General features: G+C 33.4%; 24 protein-coding genes. 6 read left to right on the top strand and 18 right to left on the bottom strand.

What is annotated here, in order from left to right; translation table 11 throughout:
* Window positions 1–30 precede the first annotated feature (30 nt).
* Complete coding sequence (locus ABEB31_RS02860; protein ID WP_347049832.1) at window positions 31–1758, bottom strand: tetratricopeptide repeat-containing sensor histidine kinase; 1728 nt, start codon at window positions 1756–1758, stop codon at window positions 31–33.
* Window positions 1759–1843: 85 nt separating this feature from the next.
* Entirely contained in the window at window positions 1844–2032 is a 189-nt protein-coding gene (locus ABEB31_RS02855; RefSeq protein ID WP_347049831.1) for a hypothetical protein, read from the bottom strand.
* Window positions 2033–3111: 1079 nt separating this feature from the next.
* Here ABEB31_RS02855 and ABEB31_RS02850 point away from each other — a divergent pair.
* Complete coding sequence (locus ABEB31_RS02850; protein WP_347049830.1) at window positions 3112–3477, top strand: hypothetical protein; 366 nt, start codon at window positions 3112–3114, stop codon at window positions 3475–3477.
* A gap of 72 nt (window positions 3478–3549) precedes the next feature.
* Here the strand turns inward: ABEB31_RS02850 and ABEB31_RS02845 are convergent, their stop codons facing one another.
* From ABEB31_RS02845 to ABEB31_RS02805, 9 genes are all read right to left on the bottom strand, one after another.
* Entirely contained in the window at window positions 3550–4902 is a 1353-nt protein-coding gene (locus ABEB31_RS02845; protein ID WP_347049829.1) for a GH1 family beta-glucosidase, read from the bottom strand.
* 203 nt (window positions 4903–5105) lie between these two features.
* Complete coding sequence (locus ABEB31_RS02840; protein ID WP_347049828.1) at window positions 5106–5315, bottom strand: hypothetical protein; 210 nt, start codon at window positions 5313–5315, stop codon at window positions 5106–5108.
* Window positions 5316–5355: 40 nt separating this feature from the next.
* Complete coding sequence (locus tag ABEB31_RS02835; protein WP_347049827.1) at window positions 5356–5772, bottom strand: hypothetical protein; 417 nt, start codon at window positions 5770–5772, stop codon at window positions 5356–5358.
* A 120-nt stretch (window positions 5773–5892) separates the two neighbouring features.
* A complete protein-coding gene (locus tag ABEB31_RS02830) occupies window positions 5893–6957 on the bottom strand; it encodes a type I restriction endonuclease (RefSeq protein WP_347049826.1) in 1065 nt (354 codons plus the stop codon).
* Between the two features lie 28 nt (window positions 6958–6985).
* Window positions 6986–7195 (bottom strand): TM2 domain-containing protein, encoded by a 210-nt coding sequence (locus tag ABEB31_RS02825; RefSeq protein WP_347049825.1) that lies wholly within the window; start codon window positions 7193–7195, stop codon window positions 6986–6988.
* Between the two features lie 3 nt (window positions 7196–7198).
* Entirely contained in the window at window positions 7199–7837 is a 639-nt protein-coding gene (locus ABEB31_RS02820) for a PH domain-containing protein (RefSeq protein ID WP_347049824.1), read from the bottom strand.
* Window positions 7838–7962: 125 nt separating this feature from the next.
* Window positions 7963–8631, bottom strand: a complete 669-nt coding sequence (locus ABEB31_RS02815; protein ID WP_347049823.1) for a response regulator — start codon at window positions 8629–8631, stop codon at window positions 7963–7965.
* Between the two features lie 6 nt (window positions 8632–8637).
* A complete protein-coding gene (locus tag ABEB31_RS02810; RefSeq protein WP_347049822.1) occupies window positions 8638–10332 on the bottom strand; it encodes a tetratricopeptide repeat-containing sensor histidine kinase in 1695 nt (564 codons plus the stop codon).
* A gap of 51 nt (window positions 10333–10383) precedes the next feature.
* On the bottom strand, window positions 10384–10575 hold the full coding sequence (locus tag ABEB31_RS02805; RefSeq protein WP_347049821.1) for a hypothetical protein: 192 nt from the start codon (window positions 10573–10575) through the stop codon (window positions 10384–10386).
* A 369-nt stretch (window positions 10576–10944) separates the two neighbouring features.
* Between ABEB31_RS02805 and ABEB31_RS02800 the strand changes: the two genes are divergently transcribed.
* Together ABEB31_RS02800 and ABEB31_RS02795 are read left to right on the top strand one after the other, a co-directional pair.
* Window positions 10945–11859 carry a hypothetical protein gene (locus ABEB31_RS02800; RefSeq protein WP_347049820.1) on the top strand — a complete coding sequence of 305 codons (915 nt, stop codon included), beginning with the start codon at window positions 10945–10947 and terminating at the stop codon, window positions 11857–11859.
* 170 nt (window positions 11860–12029) lie between these two features.
* Window positions 12030–12401 (top strand): lipocalin family protein, encoded by a 372-nt coding sequence (locus tag ABEB31_RS02795; RefSeq protein ID WP_347049819.1) that lies wholly within the window; start codon window positions 12030–12032, stop codon window positions 12399–12401.
* A 101-nt stretch (window positions 12402–12502) separates the two neighbouring features.
* Here ABEB31_RS02795 and ABEB31_RS02790 read toward each other — a convergent pair whose 3' ends face one another.
* A complete protein-coding gene (locus ABEB31_RS02790; RefSeq protein WP_347049818.1) occupies window positions 12503–16516 on the bottom strand; it encodes a PAS domain-containing sensor histidine kinase in 4014 nt (1337 codons plus the stop codon).
* A 12-nt stretch (window positions 16517–16528) separates the two neighbouring features.
* Window positions 16529–16975 carry a response regulator gene (locus tag ABEB31_RS02785; RefSeq protein WP_347049817.1) on the bottom strand — a complete coding sequence of 149 codons (447 nt, stop codon included), beginning with the start codon at window positions 16973–16975 and terminating at the stop codon, window positions 16529–16531.
* A 498-nt stretch (window positions 16976–17473) separates the two neighbouring features.
* Between ABEB31_RS02785 and ABEB31_RS02780 the strand changes: the two genes are divergently transcribed.
* Window positions 17474–18922 carry a glycosyltransferase family 2 protein gene (locus ABEB31_RS02780; protein WP_347049816.1) on the top strand — a complete coding sequence of 483 codons (1449 nt, stop codon included), beginning with the start codon at window positions 17474–17476 and terminating at the stop codon, window positions 18920–18922.
* A 77-nt stretch (window positions 18923–18999) separates the two neighbouring features.
* On the opposite strand, the gene ABEB31_RS02775 is transcribed toward ABEB31_RS02780, so the two are convergent.
* From ABEB31_RS02775 to ABEB31_RS02755, 5 genes are all read right to left on the bottom strand, one after another.
* Window positions 19000–19704, bottom strand: coding sequence for an AAA family ATPase (locus ABEB31_RS02775; protein WP_347049815.1), 705 nt, complete (start codon window positions 19702–19704; stop codon window positions 19000–19002).
* Between the two features lie 50 nt (window positions 19705–19754).
* Window positions 19755–20177, bottom strand: coding sequence for an arsenate reductase ArsC (locus ABEB31_RS02770; protein ID WP_347049814.1), 423 nt, complete (start codon window positions 20175–20177; stop codon window positions 19755–19757).
* Between the two features lie 24 nt (window positions 20178–20201).
* Window positions 20202–20672, bottom strand: coding sequence for a DUF6428 family protein (locus tag ABEB31_RS02765; protein WP_347049813.1), 471 nt, complete (start codon window positions 20670–20672; stop codon window positions 20202–20204).
* A 56-nt stretch (window positions 20673–20728) separates the two neighbouring features.
* Window positions 20729–21058, bottom strand: a complete 330-nt coding sequence (locus tag ABEB31_RS02760) for an ArsR/SmtB family transcription factor (protein WP_347049812.1) — start codon at window positions 21056–21058, stop codon at window positions 20729–20731.
* A gap of 150 nt (window positions 21059–21208) precedes the next feature.
* Window positions 21209–21670: a DUF1810 domain-containing protein gene (locus ABEB31_RS02755; RefSeq protein ID WP_347049811.1), complete on the bottom strand. Its 462-nt coding sequence runs from the start codon at window positions 21668–21670 to the stop codon at window positions 21209–21211.
* Between the two features lie 440 nt (window positions 21671–22110).
* On the opposite strand from ABEB31_RS02755, the gene ABEB31_RS02750 reads away from it, so the two are divergent.
* Both ABEB31_RS02750 and ABEB31_RS02745 read left to right on the top strand, forming a co-directional pair.
* On the top strand, window positions 22111–22515 hold the full coding sequence (locus ABEB31_RS02750) for a hypothetical protein (RefSeq protein WP_347049810.1): 405 nt from the start codon (window positions 22111–22113) through the stop codon (window positions 22513–22515).
* Window positions 22516–22615: 100 nt separating this feature from the next.
* Complete coding sequence (locus ABEB31_RS02745) at window positions 22616–24271, top strand: peptidase domain-containing ABC transporter (RefSeq protein ID WP_347049809.1); 1656 nt, start codon at window positions 22616–22618, stop codon at window positions 24269–24271.
* Window positions 24272–24273 lie beyond the last annotated feature (2 nt).

The following is a 24273-nucleotide window of genomic DNA, read 5'->3' as shown; positions in this document are numbered from 1 at the left end:
CGGAAGGCTTTTTTTCTTTATAAATAAGTCTTAAAATGCTGCAGCTATTTTTTTTACTTTACTTAAAGTTTGCTTTGGCATTGCTATTCTTGCCCGAAATCCTTTATCGGGTTGTGTGTCAAATTCAATAGTACCTTTAACGGCAAAAATACGGCTTTCCATATTAGTGAGACCATTTTTTGAGATCTTATCATTTTCGCACCCTACGCCGTTATCCATATAATTGATAAAGATTGATTTTTGGTCGCTTTCAAATTTGAGGACCACCAGATTTGCATGACTGTGTTTCTTCATATTGACCATCAATTCCTGTAAAATTCTGCTAATGGTAATCTTTTTAACATCATCAATATGGTCCCAGTCAATGCTTTCTAAATTCGTAACCATCACATTTCTGGCGTTAGTCTGATAAGTCGAGAGCATGTCTTTTATACTTTTTGTAAAATGCGCACCGGTATCAATCCGGTTATTTTCTTTTGAAATCCCTCTCACTCGGCCATAAATATCATCTAATTTTTGAAGAAGATCTTCTTTCGTTCGTTCTTTAGCTAATGGTTGAGATTCTGTAAAAGCAATTACCTGAAAAACATCGTTGGCCAGTTCATCGTGAATTTTTTTAGCTATTCTGGTCTCTGTATTGTACGAAGTTTTAAATTCAATAGCCTTGTTTTTATTTCTGAAATAACGGATTAAAATTAGTATTAGAATCAGTAAAAAGACAAATACAATGGCAAATACAATTTTGAGGTATTTATCTCTCTGTAGCGATAATTGATTTTCTGCCTTCTCCAGACGAAGCTTTTCGTTTTCATCTTTTTCCTTTTGCGAATCGTATCTAATTTTGGCAAACTTATTTTTAAAGTTATTTCGAACTTTAATAATACTATCGTTTAAAGAAAAATAATGCTGTACATATTTATTGGTTTTGGGAGTATTATCATTTGAAATTAGAATTTGAAGTGCTTCTAATCTTTCGTCAACGCTATTTAATTTGGTCGCAATAGTGTAAGCAGCATGAGCGTTTTCGTCCGATTTTTGAAGATCCTTTTTAGAATAATAATCGGCGAGGTGAAGATAGCTTTCAATGCTTCCATACGTATCTTTAGTAGCCTTTCTTATTTGAAGTCCTTCATTCATTAATGAAAATCCTTTTTCTTCCTGTCCCTTTTTAAAATAGGCGTATCCTAAATTATCCAGAATTATAGATTTGTCACTAGGTTGGGCTTTATCTTTTAACTGTTTGCTTAAAAGAGATTTCAGCAGAGATTCTAAAATAGATATTGCATCGCCATATTTTTTTTGTTGAATGTAAACAGTTGCGATATTGTTTAAAGGTGCTTGTCTATCGAGAGGATTTTTATAATCTTCCGCTGCTCTTTTATAATAAAGAATCGCATCGTTATATAGAGAAAGCTCCTTGTCGGCAATGCCTAATGTATTATTTATAGTTGCCTTGTAAATATCATTTTTCTTCACAAATGGCAATGCTTCAGTCACTGTCTCTTTACTCCCATAATAATCTCCATTTACTTGCTGAATTTTACCCATTTCAATAAGTAAAAATCCTATATTGGCAGAATCTTTTAATGTTTCAAAAAGAAGTTTTGCTTTATTATATCCATAAAAAGCAGTATTAAAGTTTTGATTTTTTACATTTTCAATTCCTTCATTTCGTAAGCTAAGAGCTTCCTTTTCTATAGATTCGGCATCTATATTAGCAGTTTTTTCTTCTTTACAGGAAGATACGAATAGAAGCATGATAAAAATAAAAAACGGGGATCGTAACATATGAATTTACTTTCCCCGAAAATAATAATTAATTAGATATCAAAAATATAATTTTTTAAGGTTTTACTGGTGGAGGTGTTTGACCTCCCTTGTCACCAGGACCATCAGGATCCGGATCACCAGCCTGAGCCTTCTTAATATTCTTTTCAACTTTTTTTGTTGGTTGTGTCTCGTATTCGTCAGGAGTACAAGAAAATATGGTGAACAATAACGCAAATGCGATAAATAGTATTAGCTTTTTCATTTTGATTTGATTTAGAAATTAGACATGGGTATGGCCGTCCGGATTATGTCCGGCGCTATTGAAGGCAATACCAAATTGCTTTTGGGAAGTAAAGCGTGAAGAAATAGTAAGACGTTGTTTATACTTCCCGAACAAACTCGGTCTTACAATTTTCAACACTAATGTTTAAATTAGTTTGTTTGTTTTTGTTTTAATCTGCAGATAAAACGAACTAATTTCTTTGGCAAAGTAAAGGCGCTTTTAAGTGGCTGTAGATAAGAATTCCCAGAATTCCCGCATTTTCCTGAGATTCCCGGGAATTCCCAAAAAACAAATTACATTGCTTATAATTTTAAGCTTATTACAACTTTATTGTAAGGCAAAATCAAATTGAATCTTTACTATTATAGATGCAATATGAGCCTCAAAAGTTGGTTGTAAATTCAAAGAAAAGAAGATAAATGTAAAATTGAAGAAATCAGTAAATTGAAATCAATCATAAAGCAAATGCGATCACGCGAAAACAGGAAATAGATCATATAATTAAGATTAGTTTTTTGGGAAATAAACATGAAGAGTCGAAAGAAAATCCCAAAAGGGAAATCTTTTTAAGTTTAAAGGTTTTATTTTCGAAAGAATCAGAAAATAAAACCGCAATACGGCATTATGATGCTAATTAGAGCGTTTGCGGAGAATTATTCTGCCAATGTACGTTTTGTACAGAAAGAAAAGAGAGAGGATTAATTTCTAAAAGAAATTCGGAGTCATTTTGAAAAATAAAATGCAGGAAGAAGTAAAAAGAATAATTTTTTGAAGAACATTTCAGGCTTTTAAAAAGTTTGTTTTTTGGCATATATCAAGTGTTATTTAGTACTTAAAGATAAGAAAAATAAACGTATAAACCTAATGATTATCAGTAAAATAATGAAAAAATTAGTCTTTTTTTAATTTTTTATTTCATGGAATTTCCTCGCTCGAAATAGCGGTAAAAGAAGTATGAAATTTACTTTTTTAACACAGCAGTTTTGTATAAAAATATTTATATTTATAAAATTAAAGAAACTTAGATTTCCTGAAATTATTCTTTTAAAACATTCTCTATGAAAAAGCTCCTGCTACTTTTAATTGTTCTCTGCATTTTTGGTTGTAAAAAGTATGTTGTTTCGTTTGAACAGCCAACAGATATGAAACTTGATAATTTAAAACTGGAAGTATTTCTGGACAAGAAGAAAATTCAGGACATCAATTTGAAAGCGACAAATGAACTCCCAAAATACGAGGTGGCCGATCTTTCAATTTCAGATGAAGGAAAGCATATCCTTCAGATTAAAGCAAAAGACACCACTTTTAGCTATGAAATAAAATATCCGGAAGAAAAATATATCCTGATAACGGCACACTTAAAAAAGAATGGAAAAGTGCATGTCGGAATCTTAAAACAAAATTATAAATTCAGACATATTTAAGAGAAGATTCTCTCACAACAAAAAAGCCTTCATAACTTTATTATGAAAGCCTTTTATTTTTTAGAAAAAAATCTAAGACAGGAAATCCTTAAACCACAATCCCGAATTTTTTATTGTTCGTTTCTGGGTTTCAAAGTCAACGTGAATCAATCCGAAGCGGGCATTATAACCTTCTGCCCATTCAAAGTTATCTGTTAAGCTCCACACAAAATAGCCATTCACATTAAATCCGTCGTTTTTGGCTTTTAAAATCTGTTCGAGATGATCCTGAATATAATGTGTTCGTTTGATGTCGTGCACTTTTCCGTTGGTCACCGTATCGGGAAAGGCAGCGCCATTTTCAGTAATAATGATTTTTCGAATTCCTTTATATTCATTAAATTTTTTCAGAATGTGATATAACGCGGGTGGATAAACTTCCCAGCCCATTTCGGTAGCAATCACATTTCTTTTTTCGGCGCTTACCAATTCCGCGCCAATATACGGAATCAGCATAGCAGATTTTACAACTTCGCGGGTGTAACATTGCAGGCCTATAAAGTCAAAATCGAAAGCGAGGTTGTCCAAATCGTCTGCTAAAATATAAGTATTGAGCTTTTTTAGCACCGGCAAATCTTTCTGAGGATAACCTAAACCTAAAATCGGCTCGATAAAAGTCCGGTTTAATAAAGTATCGACCCGTTTTGCGGCTTCCACATCTTTGAGATTTTCTGTTGCAGGTTCGATGTGCGTGCATGAAAAAGTAGTACCGATATTAGCATCTGATACCAGGTTTCGAATTATTCTACCGCCTGCAGTGGTGGCCAAAGTGACATGATGCATCGCTTTTAAATAATTTGAAATTCCGGTTTTGCCAGGTGCATGTATACCCAGAAAATATCCTGCTCCGGTAAATACAGAAGGTTCGTTAATGACCATCCAGTTTTTAACGCGATCGCCAAAATGCGTCACGCAAACTTCAACATAGTCTCTAAACCACGAAACCGACTCCCGATTTGTCCATCCGCCTTTTAATTCAAGCTGATGAGGTAAATCCCAATGGTAAAGTGTAATCCAGGGCTGAATTTCTAAGGCCAGTAAAGAATCTATAATTTTATTGTAATACTCTATTCCGGCCTGATTTACAGGATGAAGGCCGGTTGGCATAATTCGGCTCCAACTAATGGAAAATCTAAAATTCGGAATATTTAATTCACGAATCAATTTAATATCTTCCGGATAAGAGTTGTAGAAATCGCATGCCGTACGAGCGTGATGCCCGTTTTTTATTTTACCTTTTTTAGAGGTAAAAACATCCCAGATAGAAGTACCTTTTCCGTCTGAATCATGCGCTCCTTCAATTTGGAAGGCAGCGGTAGAAACACCCCACAAGAAATCTTCACCAAATTGGTTTTTGTTTAGAAATGAGCTCTCAATTTTATTCATTCAATCTTATTTTCCTTTTTTTAAACTATTATTAATGAAGGAAAGAAGATTGCATTGCTCTTAAAAAAAGCCATTCTTTAAAAGATACCAGAAAATTTAGGTTGAAGAATTTCATAACGATTAGTTTTATTCAAATTAATAAAACTAATGTGAATTTATGGTAAAGTGATTATTATCAAATGATTAAATAATGTATTTAGACTTTAATCTTCCCATCCGCAAAGCGTTAAACCAAGATTTTGAGCCTGCTTAACAGATGTTTTAACAACGCCGCGACTACAGGAATTGAGTCCGCGACAGGTTTCCTTATAATGATATTTTTTTGCTCCGGTCGAACCACAGATATAAACAGAAGTTTCGACAGTGTCAAAGGAACTTAAGATTAAGAATATTAAGAGTAAAGTATATTTCATAAGTGTGGTATTTTAAATAAGTTAAGTTCAAAAAAATAAATTATTTCACGATTAGCTGATATTCATTTCCCTGGTTATCCGTTGCTTTAAGTTTACCGTAGTCAACCCATTGGGTTTTAATCTGAAGTTCTCCTATGCTGTCAGATTCCAAAATTCCGGCGCCGTATTTTCCTTCTGTATTAATGTTTCCGAAAACGGAATCCCCCTTTATATCAATTCCTTTCACGTTATAATTGTATTCATAATGGCCTGGATTTCCGGTACGATATTTAAACTTACGTTTAGAATCAATATGATACGTTTTGGCTTCTTCGACAGTAATTGTTTTTCTGTCATCAGGAGTAATAGATGATTCGACAAAAGTATTAATCTGCGGTGGAGGAGGGGCGTCCGCTCTCTTGCAGGCGAAAATGCCCAATAGAAAAATCAGGAATATTAATTTCTTAGTAAGTAACATGTTTTGAGAGTAGTTTTGTTATCTATAAATTGTTTTTTTAATATGAAATAAAATTTTTGAAATTTCGCAAACAGATTCTATTCAAAATATAGGTTTGTTTATTAGCAAAAATTCAGGTAGTTATACCTGAATTTGACTTTCGTAAACTTCTACAGTGTCCAGTAATTCTTTTTCAAACTGATAGATATCGTCAATTGAGGAAATAGGATTTTTTGCTTCCGTTTTATTATCATTAAAAAGACTGATATATTTTTTACTTCCGTTGAGGTGCAGTCTGGCAAGAGGTTTACGATTATTATCGTCGAGAAGAATTCCGAAATACGATTGAGTATCACGATAGACAATTCTTTTTATGGGAAGTTTTCTTCTCAAGATAGCCACAATTATTCTGTAACCTTCCAATTCCTCTTCGGTAGTAGTGACTTTATTATCTTCCTCAATCACTTCAATTTGTTCATTTTGCTGTTTGATAGTTTCTTTAGAAAGGGCCGCATTTAAACGATCATTTATCTTTTCGCTGATAAATTGATTCAGGGACTTCTGAACTAAATCTTTAAACTCATCAACCACTTTTTCTGTCAATCTCCCCGTGTATACTTTATTGGCAAAAAACTTCGTAAAATCATTCGAAGGATTTTCAAGTTCATTACTAATTTGCTTTTTAATTTCTTTAATAAATTTTAAAGAACTTGCATTACTTACAATATTATCAACATTGAAATTGGATTTATGAAACTTCGTAATTTCATTAATTGTATTTTCCTTTAGATTCGTGATGTCAAATTCCAAAAATGGTTTTTCATCCATTTTATTTTGTGCATCCAGATCAGTAAAAAATTGATACGTAATTCCGTTTGTTAAAAGTGCAAAGCGTGTTTTGGTAACATGAAAATATCTGAATAATTGCGAATTATGAATGGTCAGTTTTTCTTTACAGCCTTTACATTCCACAATAATTATAGGTTCACCATTTAAGAAAATAGCGTAATCTACTTTTTCACCTTTCTTTAGACCTAGATCTGCGGTAAATTCAGGAACAACTTCAAGCGGATTAAAAGCATCATATCCTAGGATATGAATGAAAGGTAATACGAAAGCATGTTTAGCAGATTCTTCCGTTTCAATTCTGTCTTTTAACTGATTGATTTTATCTGCCAATGATTTTAGTTGAATTGCGGTTTCCATAGTTTATTATTTTTAATTTGTATTTCAGTTAAAAACCATTATTGTATTTTACATTAAATGAGTGGTCAGACATTAATAAAAGTCCAATAAATTGAAAGAAAGCTAATATTGAGGGAATCAGTGTCCAGCAGAATAATAGATAAAAAACACCTTGCAAAGATTGTCCTAGATAAAATTTATGAATACCAATTCCGCCAAAAAATAATGCTAAAATTGCTGCGGTAAGTCTACTTTTCATAATTTACATTTTTGATAAAATTTCTATTTTTTTTGTATCGAACTCATTTTGAGAAATAATTTCGCTGTCTAATAATTTTTTTAATTTTTGCAATATTTCCAAAGGATCTTCTTTTTGCTCTGTATTTTGAGAAGCGGGAACATTTGTATTTACGGTTATACCTCCTCCAGCAATTGCTCTTTTGTTTTCAAGGTCATGTTCACGTCTGTAAGCAACCATTTCTTCTTCTTTTTGTTGCGCAAATTGGTAAAGCTTTCTAGCTTGGGCTTTGGGTAAATAATCAAGCATATTGATTTGACCCTTTATTGTTTTCATCGAAAAATTTGCACCCATAATACCTTCTTTTATATGACAATCTAAAACGTCTTTCCAGGCATAATCTTGGAAATCCATTGAAAATCCTAGATTTTTAGGTCTGCAAAAAATTATTCTTTTATTTGTCAAAGCAATGCAATCAGGTGAGAGATTTACAACAGGCTTTTTTTGAACTCCGATATACTCTATTTGTTCTCCTGCTGTTAAAAGTCCTGTAACGCTACCTAATAATTTTTCAACAGCTTTCGGGTCTTGTTCTTCGTTTAAGAATTTTTTTAAATCGTTTATCATGTTTTTTTTTAAAATTAGATTATTAATTGAAGGCATATTACTTTTTCAAAAATACCTCCAATCAAAACCAGTATTTTACGGAAATCCATAATCCTGAAAATTTAAATGGCAGCCATAAAAAAAAGCTTCCGGAGAAGCTTAAGAGTTTAGTGTGCAAGATTTTAAATAATTCCCATATCTTTTGTAATCGAAACCAGATGAACCGTGTTATTTGCTTTAAAAAAGTCCTTTAGTTTGGATAATCTTTTTTCTACAGCGCTTTTACTATTGGGTTTTATATCTGAGTTTTTAAAGATTTCTATGATTTCGTCCTGTGAAGTTCCGGAAGATAAATATTTTAAAATTTTAATATCAGTATCATCAATTTCGAAGTTACTTTTTTCATGTAATGCCGAGGCAACTTCCGGGGAAATAAATCTTTCCTCTGACGTTGAGATTAAATGAATCGCTTTTTTCAATTCTTCGATACTGTTCAAACCTTTCAAAACAAAACCATTGATTTCGGCATTTTCGAAAAGCGATTTAATTCGAAAACCTTTATCTTCTACAGAGTAAGCAATGATTTTAATATGGGGCTGCAATTCACGAACTTTCTGAACCAGTTGGTCGCCGTTTTCGATATCGGCTTTTCGGTGATCTGTTTTGAAAGAAAGATCACTAATCAGTAAATCGAAAGGTTCATTTTGCTGAATCGCTGCGCGAATTTTTAAAAACGCGTCATCGCAATATTTAGAATGCTGAAAATCGACAATATTTAAATCTTTTAAAACTTGTTGAATTCCTAAATTCATTGCATCAAGGTCTTCCGCAATTAGTACTTTTTTAAACATAGAAAATTATTTAGGCATGGATATTTTTACTTTAAAACCTTTATGTGGTTCAGTGTCAAAAGTAATAGTTCCTTTTGTTGCCGAAATACGGTTTTCCATATTTAGCAGACCATTTTTTACTATTTCTGATTTTTCGCAGCCTTTTCCGTTATCTGTATAGTCAATTAATACGTTATTGGAGTCAATTTCAAACTTTACAACTACAACAGGAGCGTGACTATGCTTTTTCATGTTAACCATTAATTCCTGTAAAACACGGTAAATCGTAAACTTTTTAATATCATCGATTATGTCCCAGTTAATTTTTTCAATATTGGTAATAATAACGTTGGTTTCGGGAGTATTATAAGTGGAAAGTAATTCTTTCAAATTAGCAGAAAAATTTGGTCCTGTATCAATATTATTGTTTTCTCTGGAGATTCCGCGAACGCGCGAATAGATGTGATCCAGTTTTTGAAGTAAAGTCGCTTTATTATTTTCCGCTGTTAGCGACTGGGTCTGCGTATATGTAATGGCCTGGAAAACATCATTTGCCAGTTCATCGTGAATATCTTTGGCAATTCGGGTTTCGGTATCCTGCATGGTTTTGATTTTCTCAATGCGGTTTCGGTTTTCATAATGCTTTTTCCCATAAGCCAATAAGAAGAAAAGTGCAATAATTCCTCCAATAAAAAATATTCGCTGAATTTTAGCATTTTGGATCGCCAAAAGATTTTCTGTTTTTTCTAAACGGAGTTTCTGGTTTTCGTCTTTTTCTTTTTTCGAATCGTATTTAATTTTAGCAAATTTATTTTTAAAGTTGTTTCGGATATCGATAATACTATCATTCAGAAAAATGAATTTTTTGGCATAATTGTTTTGATCGTCGGAGTCATTGGAAATTAGAAAAGACAATGCTTTTAAACGTTCATCAATGCTACGAAGTTCTGTAGCTGTACGATAGGCTTTTAATGCATATGAATTTGATTTCTGAATGTTGGTCTGAGAGAAAAATTCTGCCAAATGAAGATTGCTTCCAATTATAGCATAAAGGTCTTTAGTTTCATTTCTCAATTTCAGGCCTTCGTTCATTAAATGGAGTCCTTTTTCGTTTGCACCGGTTTTAAAATAAGCAAAACCAAGATTGTCTAAAACCCTTCCTTTGCTTTCTTTCGAAATTTTTTTCTCCTGTAAAATGGATTCAAGAAGCGTAATGGCTTCTTTATATTTTTTTTGTTCTATATAAATAACGGCAATATTATTTAAAGGAGAGAATTTAGAAACATTATCATCAGATTGTCTGATTGCTTCTTTGTAATAATAAATAGCATCGCTGTAAAGCGAAAGTTCCTTGTCTGCTATTCCAAAAAAATTATGGATCGCAACGCTGTAAATATCTTTCTTTTTTAAGTAGGGGAGTGCTTCTGTTAATGTTTCTTTACTACCATAATAATCTCCGTTTACCTGTTGGATAGACGCCATCTGAATTAAATTATAAACGATATTGGCACTGTCTTTTAAAGCTTCGAAACTTATTTTTGATTTATTAAAGTTGTAAAATGCACTGTTATAATTTTTTTTCTGAAGATGTGCTATACCTTCATCTCTCAAAATGTAAGCCTTGTCACGGTTAAGATCAGCTTTTGCAGAGACAATTGTTTTTTCTTTACAGGAAAAGCAAAGAAGAAAAATTAGCAGAAATAAAAACGGGGATCGTAACATAAAGTTTACTTTCCCCGAAAATACTAATTTATTAAATATTAGCGTTTTTTATTATGGTTTTTTTGGTGGTGGCGGTACAATAACCGGATCATCATCTGGGCCGGTTGCCTGCGCTTCTTTGACAGGATTAACTTCTTTTTTTACTTCGGTTTTATCTGCTCCTGTTTCAAATTCGTCGGCAGTACAGGAAAATAATGTAGTTGACAATAACGCAAATACTCCGGATAATAATAATTTTTTCATTTTGTTATGAATTAAAATTAGGCATTGGTATTCCTGTCCGGATTCTGTCCAGAACTTTTTTGAGTAATACCAATGATTTCGGAAGTGAAGGGCGTAGAAGCGTAAAAAGGTTCTCTATACTTCCGGATAGATTGCGTTTTACGGTTTTCCGCATTTAGTTACTTAACTAGTTTTGTACTTTTGTTTTTGACCTGCAGATCAAAACGATAACTAATTTTGTTGAGGCAAAGGAACGGCCGTTTTGAGCCTCTGTTTATTGGAAAGTCAGGAAAGTCTAATAAGTTTTCTTAAAGTCGGGATAAGTTCTAAGAAGTTGGAAAAAGTAGAATAAAATACTTTAGAAAAAGTTTAAAAAAGTTTAAAATGCCTATGTCAAACAATACTTTTGAAGATTATAAAAATGCTATCAAAGCAAAATACAGAGAGGAAGCAGATGGAGAATTTTCAAATTATCTGAGTTCGCCAACGACGGCAAATCTGAGAAAATTGTGTATCAAAAGATTTGAGTCAAATACTAATAATGAAGACTTAAACGGATTTAAATCATTTTTCGATTTTCCATTTGACGGAGAGAAAAAAAATCTTTTTGGAGATGATGAGATGAATAAATTAGAAGCTGTTAAAAGGTTTTTTATGGGTAAAACAGAGAATCCCGCTGATGATACAATCCAACTGGCCGCAATTTTGGTAGATCTAAAGCCAAGACCTTTTAGAGAATTTAGAAAACAAATTGATGAGGAAGATTTACAAATGTTCAAAGAATTAACGGAAACTAATATTACTAATGAGAAAGTTTCTAAAGAAATAAAAATCGAAATTCCTGATAAATTAGACGAAAAAGCGACGCAAATTCAAGAGTCCAAATCCATTAAAAGTGAAAGATCACAAGCAACATTAAATCTCAAACCAAAATCTAAAATAGCGAGGTATATAGCAATCATATTTGTTCTTCTCGGGTTAGGTACAATTATACATCTCGCCCTCAAAAAAGATTGTATGCAATGGTCGGGAGATCATTTTGAAGAAGTAAGTTGTGATTTGAAAATAGGAGGTATAGGAACATTTAATGTACCTGAACCTTATGATGAAAGAGTTATTGATCTTCGGAAGATTAAGGTTTGCGATACCACGGCCTTTTTTAAAAATGGAAAAGCCATTATTTGGTATTGTAAGATTGGAGATAGTATAGAATTTTTTAACACTCATGGGAGTCATCCGGAAACTGGAAGAGGGTTAAAACCGGTGACTCAATATATTATTAATAGATATGTAGTAAAGCATTAAAAAATTTAGAAAAATCAGTTTTTTTATAAATTAATGCGATTTATGTAATGTTTTACTAAAATCATGGAAATCTGTTTGAGATTATACATCTAATTTAGCAGTATTAATTTTTAACACAAACAAACATGAAAACTAGAAGAATATTATTTGTATTAGCCTTAAGCTTAGGGATGTTTGCTACCTCTTGCAGTAGCGATGATAACGAAGGAGAAACAATTGTACCAATCCAGGGGAAATACAATTTGAGCAAAACAGGATCAATTGTTGGCGGAAATGAAGTGCTGATTGATGCAGTAGAAAATGCAGCGGGTTGCAACAGAGATTATTTAGATTTAAGAGTAAGTAATGCTGCAGTTGAAGGTGATTACAGTGGTTCTAACTGTGCTTTAGTAGAAACTACAGGAACTTACGTAAGATCTCACAATGATTTAACGCTTACTATTGGTGGGGTAACTACAACAAGTGATATCATGAATCTTACTAACAAAGAATTAAAATTAAAAGATAAAGCAACTGGTATGATCACTGTATATACTAGATAATAAATCTTTTTTTTAAAGATAATTTCAAATCGTTTGAAATGAAAAACGGAAATCACTTTATGTGATTTCCGTTTTTTTTATTTTTGCTTTTTGTGAAAATTTTACGCTACCGGAATATAAATATCAAAAGAAGCTCCCTCGTTAAGAATTCCGGATGCAGTGATGATTCCGTTATGATTTTCTACAATTTTTTTTACGATTGCCAGTCCGATTCCTGTACCGGTATAGCGGTCCCGACCGTGCAAACGCTGAAAGACTTCGAATATTTTTTTCGCATATTGTGATTCAAAACCAATTCCGTTATCCGAAACTCTGATGTGACAGTAAAGGTTGGCAGCAATTAATGCTTCATTATTAAGATTTCTACCTTCTGCAATTTCGCTTCTGATTTTTATGACAATGGGAACTTCCGGATTTGAAAATTTTAATGAATTGCTGATGAGGTTGTATAATAACTGCTTAAACTGAAAAGGAATTATATCGACTTCAGATGTTTGTTCAATCTCAATTACAGCACTTTTTTGTTCTAATTCCTCCTTAAGGTCATCTTTAACTTCTTTAATAATATTGGAAAGATCTGTTTTTATAAAAACACGCTCCTGAATATTCGTTCGCGAATACGCTAGTAAATCATTAATTAAAGTCTGCATTCGCTGAGCTGCATTTTGCATTCTTTTAAATTTATCTTTTGCATTGTCAGATAAACTTTCGAATTCCCTATCTATAATCTGCGAAGCAAAAGTCTGGATTTTTCGAAGCGGTTCCTGCAAATCGTGACTGGAAATATAAGCAAACGACTGAAGTTCCTTATTCATTTCTTCAAGTTCATTATTTTTTTGTTCCAGTTCCAGAGCATTCATTTTTAGTTTATCGTCGGCTTCTTTGCGCTCTGTCAGATCGTGCGTCACTTTAGAAAAACCTACAATTTCACCATGTTTGTTATGAACGGCAGTAATAACGACACTTGCCCAGAAAAGATCTCCGTTTTTTTTGGCGCGCCATCCTTCATGAATCACCTTTCCATTTTCTTTTGCGAGTTGTAACAGATTTTGAGGCAGATTGTTTTTCTGATCTTCTTCGGTATAAAAAACAGCAAAATATTTTCCAATAATTTCATCTGCTTTATAACCTTTTATTTTTTCGGCACCGGCATTCCAGTTTTCAACGATTCCGTTTGGGTTTAAATACAAAATTGCATATTCCTGAACTTCGTCAACCATTAAATGATAACGTTCTTCACTTTTCTGCAGAGATTCATTGATCTTAATTAATTCTATTGTTCTTGCGGTAACCTGTTGTTCCAGTTCGTGGGTAAAAGCTTTTTCGGTATGGATATCTGTAAAGGCGCCAACCCATTTTATAATTTTATCGTCAGGACCAAAAACCGGTTCACCAATAACAGTATGCCATCTGTAGATGCCGTCTTTTCTTAGCATTCGTACATCACAGCGGTATATTTCGCCAGTAGTAAGCGCATGCTGCCACATTCTGGTATTTTCATCAAAATCGTCAGGATGAACTATCTGCTTCCAGGAATGTTCTTTGCTTGGTTCTATACCAGTATATTCGAACCATTTGGCTGAGGTAAAAAGAGAATTTCCTTCGGCATCGGTTTCCCATATTAATTGCGGAATACTTTCTGTAAGAGAGCGGAATCTCTTCTCACTTTCTTCGATTTTTTTTCTGGCTTCTACTTTTTCTGTAACATCAATAAGCGTGATTCTGATTCCTGAAATTGTATTATTACTTTCGCGGAGCGGTGCAAATTCAAAATCGACATAAAACTGATCTCCGCCGTATTCATTATCAATAAAAAGTAAGGATTCAGATTCAGAATATACTTCACCCGAATCATACACCATCTTTAGTAGTTGGGCGTATTTTTGTTTTTTTAATTCAGGGAAAAGTTCTAATATCTTTTTCCCTTCCACTTTTGTTTCTTCTTTTTTCCAGATATTGTTTAAAAGGACAAAATTGGCCATTTCTATCACTAAATCCTTTCCACGCAAAATAGCTTTCGGGACAGGTGACTGCATAATGAGATTGCGTAATTTTTTTTCGCTCTCTTCAATTTTCTGCTGATATTCCTTCTCCTCCGTTATATCTCTTATAGTGCCAATTAATTTTTCGGGTTTGTTGTTGTCATCGTAAAAAAGTTTTCCTTTGCCTTCCATCCAATGTATGGATTGGTCTTTCCAGATTACCCTACATTCATAAAAAAGAATGCCTGAAGTGAGGGCTTCCTCGAAACTTTTATTTCTGATATGCATGTCATCAGGATGCAGATGCTGCAGCAATTGTTCGTGAGTTAATACAACTTCCTCTTCGTAACCGCCAATTATTTCCAGATATCTTTTGGAGTACGTTGGGATTCTGGTTTTAACATTCAGTTCCCAGGTGCCGAGTTCACTGGCTTCTAATACTATTTTAAGCCGGTCTTCGTTAAGTTCGACTTTTTTTCTGGCTTCTACTTTTTCACTAACTTCAGATGCTGTTACTAAAATTCCTGAAATGCTTCCGTTTTCTTCTTTTAACGGATGATACAGAAAATCAAAATAACTGGTTTCCATTTTTCCATATCGTTGTAATGGCACCGGAACTTCATATCCGTGAAATGGAATTCCCGTGTTCAAAACCCCATCCAATAACGCACTTACGGTTTCTTTTACTTCAGGAAGCGAGTCGTATAGTGATTTTCCAACAAAGGCAGATTCTTCTTTGTCTATTAATTTAAGATAGGCCTCATTTGCCATTTCGACCATATATTCGGGTCCGCGCAGAATAGTAATTCCTACTGGTGCCTGTTTTACGGTTTCCCTAAATCTTTTATCGCTTTTTTCAATTTTTTGTTTGGCTAAAAACAAATCTGTAATTTCTACAGCCGTATTCATTACGGCATACACTTTACCATTCAAATCAAATAAAGGTGTAAAGCTGTAATTAAAGTAAGATGTTTTTAATACATTATCTACAAGAATATCAATTCGTGCATTATTAGAATGGAAAGATTGTCCGGTTTCATAAACGGTTTCAACTTGTTTAAAAATCGGTTCATTTTTCAATTCAGGAAGAATTTCGGTGTATTTTTTTCCAATGACATCAGGACCTTTTCCCCAAACCTTAATTATAGAATCATTTGCCAGTTCTATTCGCATTTCTTTCCCCACATAAACTGCAATAGGAAAAGGAGCGTTTTCTACCAGTTGTCTGATTTTTTGTTCACTGTCTTGGACTTTGGAGCGTGCCAGAACCTGTGCGGTCACTTCATTTGCAATTATAGCAATACCAGATATGGTGCCGTCTGCTTCCCGAAGTGCTTCGTAAACAAAATTGATATAGGTATCGTCAGTCTGACCGTTTCGATGAATAGAAAGTTCGTCAGCCGTAATTTTTTTGCCATTTCTAAATACGTCGTTCAAAATTTCATCAAAACCGTGGTTTTTTAACTCAGGTAAAGTCTGTAAAATAGGTTGGTTAGTAATGTCCTTCGCTTTTGTTCCCCAAAGCTGTAACATTTGTTCGTTGGCAATTTCCACAACATGATCTTCGCCTCTCAAAATACACATTGCCACAGGTGCCTGCATAATATTATTGACAAATCTGGCATTACTTTCCTGTAAAGCATCTGCAATAATTTTTTTTCCGGTAGTTTCTCTTATGGTAACCAAAATACCACCGACAGATCCGTCTTCGATTTTTATCGGACTGTAAGCAAAATCAAAAAAACAATCTTCAATGTAACCATTTCGATGTAAAGAAACCTTAAAATCATTAAAACTTACCGCTTCTCCCTTCATTGTATCATGAAACATGGGTCCGATTTTGTCCCAGATTTCAGAGAAAGTTTCTCTTGGACTTCCGCCCAAAGCCGCAGGATGCTTAGTTGTACCTAATATCGGACGAAAAGCATCATTGTATAATTGCGTATAGTTTTCGCCCCAAGCAATGTACATACCAAAAGGATTGGCCAGCATTACAGCAGTCATCGTTTTTAAGCTCTGAGGCCATTCTTCGGGATCGCCCAAAGGGGTTTTGCTCCAATCGGCAGAACGTATCAGGCTGCCCATTTCTCCTCCTTCGGACAAAAAATAATGTTCCTTTTTGTTTTGGTTCATTTCCAAAGAGAATTAAGGTTGCAGTATAAAGCTGGCTCTTTCGGGCTGTTTAAAATTGTTTTCGGATGCCTGTGTCAGCGCTTTTGTAATAACTAGTTTTAGTTTGGAAAAATCACCGGGTTTACGAATATAAAAGGAAGCGCCTTTCTGATACAAATTATCTACTATTTCACTATCCAGCGAAGTAGAAAAAATGATAACAGGAAGGGTCTTTAAATTGGGATCATTTTTAATCTCGGTAAGGCATTCCAAACCGTTTTTTCTTGGCATATTCAAATCTAAAAAGATAACATCCGGAAAATTCGGACTGTGGTTTCTTAGATAATCCATTAATTGTACACCGTCATGCACCATAGACAGCGTCGCGCTGACTGTTATTTCATCGAGAGCTTCTTTAAAAAAAAGGCAGTCATCTTCATCATCATCTGCAAGCAAAAGATTGTAATGCTCTTTATTCATTTTGTAATCTCTGTAATTTAGTATTAAGTTTATTTCGATAAATTTAACTTTTTTAAGTCGTATTTCCTGCTTTTTTTTCGAAGAATGCTTATTTAAATTCAAAAAAAATAGCAGACTAAATAAATTTTCCTACTTAAAATATACTTTTCTTATAAAAAGTAACGTTTAAATTCTTCTTTCTGTTTTTTAAAGAAATGGTCTTAAAATGCTTTCGTATTTCTTAATGATCTTTCAGTCTTAAAAGCTCCTTCCTGAATTATCAATTTACTCTTATTGTATACTGTAACCAGAAATGTGTAAAATAATTATACACTTATTTTTGTTTCAATATTCCTAATCGCCTCTGTAACAGCTTAGAGTTGTATTGGCACGACGCTTGCAAATTGTGTCTATGTCAAAATCTTCGAAATATTTTTAATCGATGCACAGAATCGGTTGATATTAAAAATAAAGATTTTACTAAAAGCCATATAAAGAAATCAAAAAAGGAGTATAAGCATGGAAAGCGAAACAATTACCTCGAAACAATTTTATTCATCTAATAGCGCTGCAGTTATTAGCGAAAGCCCATTAAACAGTTCTTTTTTTGGAACTAAAAACAATGCAAAAAAAATACATGTAAGCAGGCCGAAGAGTCTTTTTGGTTCTGCTGTCTTAATAGGAACATTTATATTAATGTTGGTTGGAACGTATTTCGTTATTCAGTTACAGGATGATTTTGAACAATTTCAACTGGAAAGAATCGAATCTACTTTAGGATTCCCATTTTTAGTTATTGCTACCATATTGTTTTTCTATCAGGCAGGGGTTTTTCTATACAGCTCTTATCTATATTTAAAATATAAAGCAATTCCTTCTGTTTCAGATGATTTGTTGCCAACTTGTACCATAATAGTTCCTGCTTATAATGAAGGAAAATTAGTTTGGGAGACTTTAATGAGTCTTGCAAACAGCGATTATCCGGCCGAAAAATTACAGCTTTTAGCAATTGACGATGGAAGTAAAGATGATACCTGGTACTGGATGCAGGAAGCAAAAGCGAAATTGGGAGATCGCGTAACGATTTTTCAACAGCCTAAAAATGCAGGAAAGCGTCATGCTTTATACAGAGGATTTAAGCTGGGAACAGGAGAGATTTTTGTAACAGTAGACAGTGATTCTATTGTGAAAAAAGATACTTTAAGAAATTTAGTAAGCCCGTTTGTGGTAAGTAAAAAATGTGGTGCTGTTGCAGGAAATGTTCAGGTTCTGAATAACAAAAAAGCAATTTTACCAAAAATGCTAAATGTAAGTTTCGTGATGAGTTTTGAATTCCAGCGTTCTGCAGAAAGCGAGTTGGGTTCTGTATTATGTACTCCGGGTGCACTTGCGGCTTACAGAAGAGATGCAGTTTTTAATTGCCTTCCCGAATGGATCAACCAGACTTTTATGGGACAGCCATCTGATATTGGAGAAGATCGTGCTATGACCAACATGATTTTGAAACAAGGTCTGGAAGTAAAATTTCAAAGAAATGCGGTGGTTTTAACCAACGTTCCGGAAGACTACAAAGGATTGTACAAAATGTTTATCAGATGGGCAAGAAGTAATGTGCGTGAGAATCTGGCAATGGGGAAATTTGTATTTACTAATTTTAGAAAAGATTCTAAATTTGGAGCAAGAATGCTGTTTTTAAATCAGTTTTTTAGAATCGCCATGACGTATCCGTTTTTAATATTTATGATTTACTTTATTGCAGTTCATCCAATATTGTTTATAACGTCTACATTTTTTGGAATTCTTATTATGTCGACTTTCTCCATGATATTTTACGCAAAAAGATACAAATCAACAGAATCTTTCTGGGCTTATACCTATAGTTTTTTCTATACCTTCAGTTTATTCTGGATTGCACCTTATGCTCTGGTAACTGCCAACAAAAGAGGTTGGTTAACAAGAGGATTATAATTTAGTACACTATTTATTCTATATAAAACTCCACCCAAGGAAAAGACCCGCTGTAAATTTACAGCGGGTCTTTTAATTTATTTGGATTCTAAAGCGTTAATTATCTGCCTTTTCATAGTTGTATGTATATAATCTAAAGCCTCGGCATACGAAATAGAAAATCGTCTTTCTATGTTTTGAAAATGCTCCGGAAACGTACTTAGAATTTTATCGTAATAGAGAGCAAGTTGTTTCTTTAAAGGCATTTCGTATTTTAAACGCAATTGAAACCTCCGTAATAAAGCGCTGTCAATAATCTTGTAATGATTTGTAGCGCAGATGAGTAAACTGTCAGAAGGGAAATAATCAAAAAGCTGAATAATAGTATTTACCAAACGTCTCATTTCGCCTACGTCTTTGTCATCGCTGTCACGGCTTTTTCCAATCTGATCAAATTCATCTAAAAATAAAACGGCTTTCTCGCGGATTGCCTTGTCAAAAATGGCTTTCAGATTTTTTGAAGTTTCTCCAATTCTCGAATCAATTATGGTACTAAGGTTTATAATGATAATTTTTTTGTCCAGCGTATTAGCGATTGCTTTTGCTGTAGTCGTTTTTCCACAACCTGAACTTCCGTGAAGTAAAATTTTATTATCGACTTTAAGATTGTACTTCTTTAATTCTTCCAGATATCGATGTTCTTTAATAATTTGAAGAAGAGCGGTCTTATTTTCATCACTAAAAAAAAGATCTTCCAAAGCAATTTTTTCACTATCGTTTACGGTCAGGTCATTCAGGTTCATGCAGCTAAATTTGCAGACAAAATTAATTTATTAAATGTAAATAACAATTGTTATACATGCTCTTCTATAAATTTTCGGCAATAGTCTTTAATACTATTTCTGACCTTACGAAATTCTTCCAGGATTTCATTTTCAGTTCCTGTAGCTTTTGCAGGATCAGGAAAATTGTAATGCATTTTAACTGCTTTTGAAGCCACAAACGGGCAGCGTTCTTTTGCATGATCACAGACCGTTATTACAAAATCAAATGCTATAGTATCATATTCTTCCATAGTATTGGAAGTGTGGTCTGAAATATCTATACCATCTTCCTGCATTATTGTAATTGCCTTTGGGTTCACACCGTGGGTTTCTACGCCGGCACTGTAAATTTCGGCTTTGTCTTTTGCGTAGTATTTTAAATATCCTTCTGCGATCTGGCTTCTGCAGCTATTTCCCGTGCATAATACCAGAATTCTAATTTTAGATTCCATATTTATATATGATAGAATTCACAATTAACAACATCCGCCGCCCGGAGTACAGGAATTAGATTCATCTGAAACATTTAGTATTTTAAATGTTTTATTTTCTGATGGAATTCCGCATTGCTCTTGTGCCAGACAGGCAGTTTTTTTATTCACTAATATAAAATTCCCGCCAGTGAAATCCAGACTATATCTGCCAATTGTAGTATTTTGATATTCAACCTCAATCTCATGATCTTCAATATGTAATATTTTCTCGGAAAGTTCGATGATGTCCAGTAATTTTTTTGGTTTCAATCTGTGATCAAAATCATTTGCATCCCATAACTGAAAGTTGACCGAGGTTTCTTTTCGAACCGTTCCGCCACAATCAATATAGCTTTTATGGATTTGACCAATTTCTGTAACATGGAAATTTTCCGGAACAAAAGTCCCGTCAGGAAGTTCAAAATTAACACTTTCCAGTTTTTCTAACACGGATTTAATTTCTGATAATTTCATAATAATTTCTTTTAAATGTTTATCGTAATATTGCGATTTATTGAAGCAAAAAAAGGTCAGCAGCAAGTATTGGTTTTTACATCAGCAGTAAAAAACAACTGAAGTTCGTTTTTAATTTCATTCCAAACCACTTCGTTTATGCAATAACAAATACTGGTTCCTTCAATGCTTCCTTTTATAATGCCGATATTTTTTAATTCTTTCAGATGTTGGGAAATAGTGGCTTGTGCTAAACCAAGTTCATTCACCAGATCATTGCAAATGCAGGCATTTTGTTTAATTATATATTGCAAAATGGCAATGCGTGCAGGATGGGCGAGTGCCTTGAGCTGCGAAGCAAATTTATTTTGCTGTTCATTAAACATGTCTGTTTTGGTAATTCCCATTTCTTAGCTATTAATTAATCGCAATATTACGATTAATTGCTGAATTGAAAAACAACTCTTTGTTAAATTTTAATTTATCTCTAAAAAGTCAAAAAGGGAATAGCTTAAAAACTATTCCCTTTTTTGTTGAAATTGATATGAATATATAGATTAAGAAAGTACTTCTGCAGGCAGTTTTTTAACTGTCTTCTTGGTGAAATTTAAAGTAAGCGGATCTAAATGTCCATAGAAAAAAGTGTCCAGTACTTCCTGAAATACAGGATCTGCATTTTCAACCTGAACAAACAGACTCATAGAAGAATGCAATTTTCTTGCACCTAATTCTCCTAAAATGCCTTCGGCAGATTTTTTACTAAAATTTAAAAGAAGTTTAGAGATTTCAACTAAATGTTTAGCTAAAATAGGATGTTTTAAATATTCTGTAGCTTCTTTAAGATTGGCTATACCATAATAATCAGAAAGAGTGCTTTTTCCTAAACCTTTGATCTGCGGAAAAATAAACCACATCCAATGGGTTTCTTTTTTGCCTTTTTTAATTTCAGAAAAAGCAGTTAGGTAAAGTTTATTTTGTGCATCTAAGAATCTTGTCAAATCATTTTTTGCGTAGATCATCTTTTGATTATGTATTAAATGGTTAAATCTAATTTGTGTATCGGGTAACATTATATATTTTTTAAAAGAACTTTGTCAAATTTTCGATACCCAAAAGTAGATTAGATCTCAGCCGTAGAGTTATAGAATTTTAGCAGTGAGTTATATAATTCCGATTGTTAAGCCACCATGTAAGAATGTCTTGTTAATTTATTTTTAAAGTTTTTAAGTCAGCCAAATTCTAATGTTATTTTAATGTTCCGCAAAAAAAATGGCTCTAAATTGCGCGCTCATAAAAATTAAAATGACTGCCCTATATCACTGATCTCTCAGTGGAAAAGGAACATAATTTTTAAGATGAAAAAAATAAATTTAGCGGAAAGAATTAAAAACGAGGTTTAAAAGATTAAAGAAGTTTTTAATGTGATTTTAGAGGTGGATAACTTTTTATTTTTTAGAAAATGTTGAAAAAAATTAAAAATAGCTTTTTTTGCAAATGCCTTCAGGTGTTATTAGTGGGCTATTTTTTAATTAGCAGCTTAAACATTTCAAACAGCTTTGGACGTATTATAAACGACAACGCCGAAACCTATACCATAAAAGGAATTGCCTGTAATTTTCTTAAAAAAGTTTTTAAATGCGACGGCATTACAGAAGAACTTGACGATTACGAAACCAAAGACACTAAAACAGCCAAATTAACAAAAGGTATTCCCGCCATGGAATATCTTATTTCTTTAGAATCTGCAATGCCGAAATTGTATTTTCTAAAAGAACAAAAAGGAAAGAACTACATTAATAACACCATATTTTCGCTTGGTTTTCATGGTAAAATACATTTACCGCCTCCTCAGTTAAATTCATAAATACTTGTCCTTTAAGGATTAGGATTAAAATCCTGATCTTAAATGCGGTTTTTGCCGTATATTTATTCTATGTAATAATCTTGTATTTATACTTACATTCATGACACCATTTAAACGTTTTTATAACTTATTGCAGCTCGATAAGCGCGATGTATATCAAATTATCTTCTATGCTGCATTTGCAGGTTTAGTAAATCTTTCTCTGCCCCTGGGAATTCAGGCTATTATTAATTTCATTCAAAGCGGACAACTTAGCGTTTCCTGGATCGTTCTTGTGATTCTGGTTACAGTTGGAGTAGGTTTTGGTGGAGTCCTGACCATTTTACAGCTGAGAATTGTAGAAAACCTGCAGCAAAGAATTTTTGTACGCTCTTCTTTCGAATTTGCATACAGAATGCCTTTAATAAAATTTAAGGAAATGTACTCTGAGTACGCTCCCGAAAAAGCAAATCGCTTCTTTGATACTTTAATGGTACAAAAAGGTACTGCAAAGTTATTACTGGATTTCTGCACCGCATTTCTGCAGGTAGGTTTGGGTATTATCTTACTGGTGCTGTATCATTCTTTTTTTATGGTAATTGGGCTTCTGTTTATTGCCATATTATATATCATTTTTAAATTTTCATACAAAGACGGATTGGAGACAAGTCTTAACGAGTCAAAATTTAAATATAAAGTAGCAGCATGGCTTCAGGAAATTGCCAGAAACAGAGAAAGTTTCCGCAGAAAAGGTGCTTTTGAATATGCTCTGGAAAGAAACGACGGCTATGTAAGCAATTATGTCAATTACCGCGAAAAGCATTTTCAGGTAATGAAAAAACAATATATTCAGCTTACTATTTTTAAAGTAATTGTTACTGCTGCCTTATTATCGATCGGTGGTTTTCTGGTAATTCACCACCAAATGAACATAGGGCAGTTCGTAGCAGCTGAAATTGTAATTGTATTGTTGATTAATTCTGTTGAAAAAATCATTTTCGGACTGGAATCTTTTTATGATGTTTTGACATCTGTGGAAAAAATTGGTCAGGTAACCGATATGGAGATCTCCTGTATTCCGCAAACTTCTGATAAAACAGAAAAAGGAATTAACATCGAAACGGAGAGTATTGCGTACAATTACCCCGGCCACAATAAAAAATCACTTAAAAACATCAACCTTAAAATTTCACAGGGAGAAAAAATCATTTTGGCAGGAACAAATGGTGCCGGAAAAAGTACTTTATTACGACTGCTTTCTGGTGTTTTGGAACCTGAAAGCGGAGCCATGTATGTGACCGATAATTACATGAACCGACTTAACGAAGACACTTACAGGGCACAGGCCGGAACATATTTACAGGGCGATACCCTTTTTGCAGGAACTATTCGCGAAAATATTGTTTTTGGAAATGAAGCACTTAATAGTGATGATTTAAAATGGGCTTTGGATAATGTAGGTCTGACACCGTATATTAAAACTTTTGAGAATGGGCTTGAGAATCAGATTCATCCTGGCGGACGCGAACTTTCTGCTTCAGATGTCCAGAAAATTCTTTTGGCAAGAAGTATTGTAGGGAAACCGAATATTTTATTTTTAGAAGATCCGGTAGATAAAATGGATGATATCACGTCGAGTAAAATTGTTGATTTTCTCCTTTCTGAAGAAAACGACTGGACTGTAATTGTAACCTCTAAAAATGATGTCTGGAGAAACAAATGCAGCCGTATGATCACGATTGATGACGGAAAAATTATTAATGACATAAAGCTTTAATC

Origin of the sequence: Flavobacterium olei (assembly GCF_039749035.1) — a bacterium.
Taxonomy (GTDB): Bacteria; Bacteroidota; Bacteroidia; order Flavobacteriales; family Flavobacteriaceae; genus Flavobacterium; species Flavobacterium olei.
The sequence above is the reverse complement of the archived record's forward strand: the minus strand, read 5'-3'. Positions and strand labels throughout refer to the sequence as shown.